General features: G+C 60.2%; 5 protein-coding genes. 2 read left to right on the forward strand and 3 right to left on the reverse strand.

Features of this window, described 5'->3' with window-relative positions; all coding sequences use genetic code 11:
- Positions 1-70 precede the first annotated feature (70 nt).
- Together PMI23_RS18870 and PMI23_RS18875 are read right to left on the reverse strand one after the other, a co-directional pair.
- Positions 71-1639, reverse strand: a complete 1569-nt coding sequence (locus tag PMI23_RS18870; protein WP_007920383.1) for a phospholipase D family protein — start codon at positions 1637-1639, stop codon at positions 71-73.
- A gap of 60 nt (positions 1640-1699) precedes the next feature.
- On the reverse strand, positions 1700-3121 hold the full coding sequence (locus PMI23_RS18875) for an aminotransferase-like domain-containing protein (RefSeq protein ID WP_007920385.1): 1422 nt from the start codon (positions 3119-3121) through the stop codon (positions 1700-1702).
- A 178-nt stretch (positions 3122-3299) separates the two neighbouring features.
- Between PMI23_RS18875 and PMI23_RS18880 the strand changes: the two genes are divergently transcribed.
- Complete coding sequence (locus PMI23_RS18880; RefSeq protein WP_007920387.1) at positions 3300-3542, forward strand: DUF1127 domain-containing protein; 243 nt, start codon at positions 3300-3302, stop codon at positions 3540-3542.
- Between the two features lie 83 nt (positions 3543-3625).
- On the opposite strand, the gene PMI23_RS18885 is transcribed toward PMI23_RS18880, so the two are convergent.
- Positions 3626-4936: an NAD(P)/FAD-dependent oxidoreductase gene (locus PMI23_RS18885; protein WP_007920388.1), complete on the reverse strand. Its 1311-nt coding sequence runs from the start codon at positions 4934-4936 to the stop codon at positions 3626-3628.
- Between the two features lie 148 nt (positions 4937-5084).
- Here PMI23_RS18885 and PMI23_RS18890 point away from each other — a divergent pair, with 148 nt between their 5' ends.
- A complete protein-coding gene (locus PMI23_RS18890; RefSeq protein ID WP_007920389.1) occupies positions 5085-5438 on the forward strand; it encodes a YkgJ family cysteine cluster protein in 354 nt (117 codons plus the stop codon).
- The last annotated feature ends 51 nt before the right edge of the window (positions 5439-5489 follow it).

Genomic DNA, 5489 nt, shown 5'->3' on the forward strand with positions numbered 1-5489 from the left:
CTTCGACAGCTCCTACAGTTGCAATGCATTCGTTCTGTAGGAGCTGCCGAAGGCTGCGATCTTTTGCTTTTTAAAGCATTCGCTCAAGGCCGACAGTGGTGCTGAACCACGCGTTGAATCGTCGCCACCAACTCCCCGGCTCTTTGCTCAGTGTATGCATTTGGCCGTTGTCCTCAGTCACCCAGACGATCTGCCCGTTCTCAAGCTTCGCCTCATAGCTCAACGCTGGCGCCATGCCTTGCAAGGCCAGTTCGCGAACATGTTCGGCCAGCTCGGGGCTGTCGACCAAGACCCCGACTTCGGTGTTCCACAGCACCGAGCGCGGGTCGAAGTTGAATGAGCCGATAAACGATTTCTGCCGATCAAAGATCATTGCTTTGCTGTGCAGGCTTGAGTCCGAACCACGAAACGACTTGCTGTAAAACACATGCGGACCGCTGCCGTAGTTATCCCCAGGCTGGCGCCGTAGTTCATACAACTTCACGCCATGCTCCAGCAGAGCTTTGCGATACGGCGCATACCCGCCGTGCACTGCGGGCACGTCGGTGGCTTCCAGCGAGTTGGTCAGCAGGCTCACGGACACACCCGCATCGGCGCGACCGGTCAGGTACACCAGCCCCGGCTGGCCCGGCACAAAGTACGCCGAGATCATGATCAGTTCCTTGCTGACGCCGCGCAGCTCCGGGCCCAATTGCGTGGTCAGCAGCAATTGCGGATCCGGCTCACCCTTGGCCAACACCTTGCTCGGCGCATCCCACAACGCCTGATTCCATGCCCAGATCAGTTCTTTGCGCCAGATATCCATGCGCGGCGCGGTCTTGAACGTCATGAGCTGCTGATACAGCGCGTGATTCTGTTTACGGGTGTCTTCCAGCGATTCTTCCAGGCGGGTGCGAGTGTTCTGCAGATCCTTGGCGGTCGGTTGGCTGGTGAGGAACTCGTCGATCGGTTTGCTCAGCGCGCTGTTCCAGTACTGGTCGAAACTGTGCCCGAGTTGCTCGGCGACCGGCCCGACACTGAGCATGTCGATGTCGGTGAAATTCAGGTTCGGCTCGGCGTCGAAGTACTCGTCGCCCAGATTGCGCCCGCCGACGATGGCCACGCTGTTGTCCGCCAGCCACAGCTTGTTGTGCATGCGCCGATGTTGCAGCGACAGATTGAACAAGCGCCCCGCCGCGCGGGTGACGCCGGTGCTGCGGCCCAGATGCAGCGGGTTGAACAGGCGAATCTGAATCTGTGGATGCGCCGCCAGTGTCGCGATGATCTGGTCGAGGCCATCGCTGGTGGTGTCGTCGAGGAGAATGCGCACACGTACCCCACGATCGGCAGCCTTGAGCAGTTCCTCCACCAGCATCCGCGTGCTGATGCCGTCGTGGACGATGTAGTACTGCAGATCCAGACTGCTCTGGGCGTTGCGGATCAGTTCGGCGCGCGCGGTGAACGCCTCGCTGCTGTTGGACAGCAGGCGAAAACCCGAGCGGCCTTGATAGGGCGCCGCTTGTGCCTGAATCGAACGACCGAAGCTGGAATCGGAAGCCGGCAACGCCTGACTGGATTCGCGCGGAACATCGAGACTGGCACAGCCGCTCAGGAACGAGGCGAGTAACAGCAAAGCGAGAAGGGGCTGTCTGAAGCTCACGTAGGGTCATTCCGGTTGGCGGCTAGGGTCGGCATATGGACGCGGTTCTCTGGAAAAAAGTCAGTCGGCTTCTGCCAGCAATCTGACAGCGGTCTCGCCGACCTTGCGCACCGCTTCTTCGATCTGCGCTGTCGGTTTGGCAGCGTAGTTCATCCGCAGGCAATTGCGGTATTTGCCCGAGGCGGAAAAGATGCTGCCGACGGCAATCTGTACGCCTTGGTCGTGCAACTCACGATTCAGTTTCAAGGTGTCGAAACCTTCCGGCAATTCGACCCACAACATGAAGCTGCCTTGCGGCCGACTGGCGCGGGTGCCTGCCGGGAAATAGCGGGTCACCCAGTCGATCATCAGGTCGCGGCTGCGCTGGTATTGCGTGCGCATCCGCCGCAAGTGCGGTTCGAAATGACCGGCCTTGAGGAATTCGGCGATGGCGATCTGCGGCTGCGGTGCGGTCGATCCGGTGCTGATGTATTTCATGTGCAGCACGCGTTCGAGGTATCGGCCCGGCGCGACCCAGCCAATACGCAGCCCTGGCGCCAGGGTCTTGGAAAACGAGCTGCACAGCAATACGCGGCCGTCTTCGTCGAAAGATTTGATCGTGCGTGGGCGCGGGTAGGTGTAGGCCAGTTCGCCATACACATCGTCTTCGATGATCGCCACGTCGAAGCGCTGCGCGAGGTTGAGCAGAGCGCGTTTGCGCGACTCCGGCATGATGTAGCCGAGCGGGTTGTTACAGTTCGGGGTGAGCTGGATGACCTTGATCGGCCATTGTTCCAGCGCCAGTTCCAGGGCTTCGAGGCTGATGCCGGTGAGGGGATCGGTGGGGATTTCCAAGGCTTTCATGCCCAGGCCCTTGAGGGTCTGCATGGCGCCGTGAAAGCTTGGCGAGTCCACCGCGACAATGTCGCCCGGCTCGCAGATCGCGTGGATGCTGGTGGACAGCGCTTCATGGCAACCGGTGGTGACGACCAGGTCGCTGGCGCTCAACTGGCAGCCGGAATCAAGCATCAGTCTGGCGATCTGCTCGCGCAATTCGAGGGTGCCGTGGATGTTGTCGTAATACAGACCGGGCATGTCCTGGCGGCGGCTGATCCGCGCCAGCCCGCGCAGCAGCGGTTTCATCGTTGGCGAGCTGATGTCGGGCATGCCGCGACCCAGTTGCACGACATCCTTGCGCGGCACTGCGCGAATCAACTCCAGCACCTGATCCCATTGCGAAATCTCCACTGGCCGTTGCGCCGGGCGGCCAACGGCGGGCAGCTCCGGCAGTTCGCGGCCAACCGGCACAAAGTAGCCGGACTTGGGCTTTGGCGTAGCCAGACCGCTGTCTTCCAGCATGCGATAAGCCTGTTGCACCGTGCTCAGGCTGACCCCGTGTTCGACGCTCAAGGCACGTACAGACGGCAACCGATCGCCGGGTCGATAGAAGCCGTTTTCGATGCGCGTGCCGAGCAATTCGGCAAGGTTTACATAAAGGGTCATGGCTCTGCCTCGGTGCGGTGATTCGATAAACCAGTACAGATGCGGCAGAAATCGACAATTCAGTCTTCAGAGCGGCAAATCTGTATGGAGTTAATACAGTTGCTTTGAATCTGTAACGGTTTTGCTTGCCCGCGCATCATGGAATCTCTGGCTACCCAAGTAAACAGGAGCAACGAAAATGAACGGCTTGAGCGATGTGCGGCTGACGTTACACAGTCAGGAACTGGCGGCAGGGCAGAAGGACAACGCGCGCAATCTCATGCGTAACGCGCCATCCGGCCTGAGTCGCTGGAATCTGTTCTGGCATCGTCTGCACACGCGAAAGGCGTTGCTGGCGCTGACGGCGGATCAGCTCAAGGACATCGGGCTGACGCGTGAACAGGCGCAGGAGGAGGGGTTGAAGCCGTTCTGGCGGATCTGATAACCACTGATCGTTCCCACGCTCTGCGTGGGAACGCCGCCCCGGACTGGATGCATTCCCACGCAGAGAGTGGGAACGATCAATCAGACCAACTCTTTCATCCGATGCCACAACATCCCCAACGCCAACAGCGGCGAACGCAAATGCTTGCCGCCCGGGAAAGTGATGTGCGGCACCTTGGCAAACAGATCAAAACCACCGCTGTGCTGGCCGCTGATCGCCTCGGCGAGCAACTTGCCCGCCAGGTGCGTGGCATTCACCCCGTGTCCGGAATACGCCTGGGCGTAATACACATTTGGCTGATCCGCGAGCCGGCCAATCTGCGGCAAACGGTTTGCGCCGATACCGATCATCCCGCCCCACTGATAATCGATCTTCACCCCGGCCAATTGCGGGAATACTTCGAGCATCTTCGGCTGCATGTAGGCGCCGATATCCTTCGGATCCCGCCCCGAATAATGACAGGCACCGCCGAACAGCAAACGATGATCGGCCGAGAGCCGGTAGTAATCCAGCGCGACACGTTGGTCGCAGACCGCCATGTTCTGCGGCAGCAGGCTGTGCGCCTGTTCTTCGCTCAACGGTTCGGTGGCGATGATGTAGCTGCCGGCGGGCAGGACTTTGCCGCTGAGTTGCGGGTTCAGATCATTGAGATAGGCATTGCAGCCGAGCACCAGCGTTTTCGCGCGTACCAAACCGTGGGCTGTATGGACTTTGACTTCGGGGCCGTAATCGATACGCGTCACTGCGGAGTGTTCAAACAGTTTGACGCCCAATTGCTGCGCCGCTGCCGCTTCACCCAGCGCCAGATTCAGCGGATGCAGATGTCCTGAACCCATGTCGATCAATCCGCCGACATAGCGCTTGGAGCCGACCACCGTGTTCATATCGTTGGCTTGCAGCAAGCGGGTTTCGTAGCGATAGCCAAGGCCACGCAATTCTTCGGCGTCTTCGGCAAAGCCTTCGAGGTCGGACGGTTTGTTGGCGAGGTCGCAGTAGCCCCAGGTCAGGTCACAGGCAATCTGAAAACGCTCGACGCGCTGACGAACGATTTCCACCGCTTCCAGGCCCATGAGTTTCATCTCGCGCACGCCGTCGGCGCCGATGACGTTGGTGAACTGATCGAGGCCGTGGCCGACGCCGCGAATCAACTGCCCGCCGTTGCGGCCACTGGCGCCCCAGCCGATCTTGTGTGCTTCCAGTAGCACCACGCTGAGGCCGCGTTCAGCCAGTTCCAGTGCCGTGTTCAACCCGGAAAAACCGCCACCAACCACGCAGACATCAGCCACCATTTCACCTTGCAGCGCAGGATGATCCGGCTGCGGCAAGCTGCTGGCGGCGTAATAAGAGGCAACGTGGGGTTGGCTCGCGGGGGAGTGGGCGCGGGCAGTCATGGGCGTCATCCAACGGCTAAGGTGTCGAGAAAATTTGACGGAGCATAAGCCGCACGCCCGAACGTGGGCAACACTGGTCGGCCGGCGGTGTCTGGATCAGGGCTTTTGCGGCACAATTGGCGCCTATTCCACCTTGGTTACCGTTTCGATGAGCTGCAACAGCCAGACAGTCCGCACCTTGCGTCAGCAGATCCCCTCGTTCGAGTGCGTGCCCGGCTGCCACGACTGCTGCGGGCCAGTGACCACTTCGCCGGAAGAAATGTCCCGCCTGCCGCGCAAGACCCGCGCCGAGCAGGATGCGGCGATGGAGGAGTTGAACTGTGTGCATCTGGGGCCGAATGGCTGCACGGTGTATGAGGAGCGGCCGTTGATTTGCCGCTTGTTTGGCACGACCAAAACCTTGCCTTGCCCGAATGAGCGGCGGCCGGTGGAGCTGATTCATCCGCGGGTGGAGAAGCAGATATTCGAATACATGACGGCGAATCGGCAGGTGTTGGTTTAAAAGATCGCAGCCTTTCATGATCATTCCCACGCTCTGCGTGGGAATGCAGCC

Origin of the sequence: Pseudomonas sp. GM24 (assembly GCF_000282235.1) — a bacterium.
Classification (GTDB): Bacteria; Pseudomonadota; Gammaproteobacteria; order Pseudomonadales; family Pseudomonadaceae; genus Aquipseudomonas.

Excerpts from the sequence above, each read along its gene's own strand:
- PMI23_RS18875 (WP_007920385.1), bottom strand. The coding sequence starts at position 3,121 with ATGACCCTTTATGTAAACCTTGCCGAATTGCTCGGCACGCGCATCGAA.
- PMI23_RS18890 (WP_007920389.1), top strand. The coding sequence starts at position 5,085 with ATGAGCTGCAACAGCCAGACAGTCCGCACCTTGCGTCAGCAGATCCCC.
- PMI23_RS18885 (WP_007920388.1), bottom strand. The coding sequence starts at position 4,936 with ATGACTGCCCGCGCCCACTCCCCCGCGAGCCAACCCCACGTTGCCTCT.
- PMI23_RS18880 (WP_007920387.1), top strand. The coding sequence starts at position 3,300 with ATGAACGGCTTGAGCGATGTGCGGCTGACGTTACACAGTCAGGAACTG.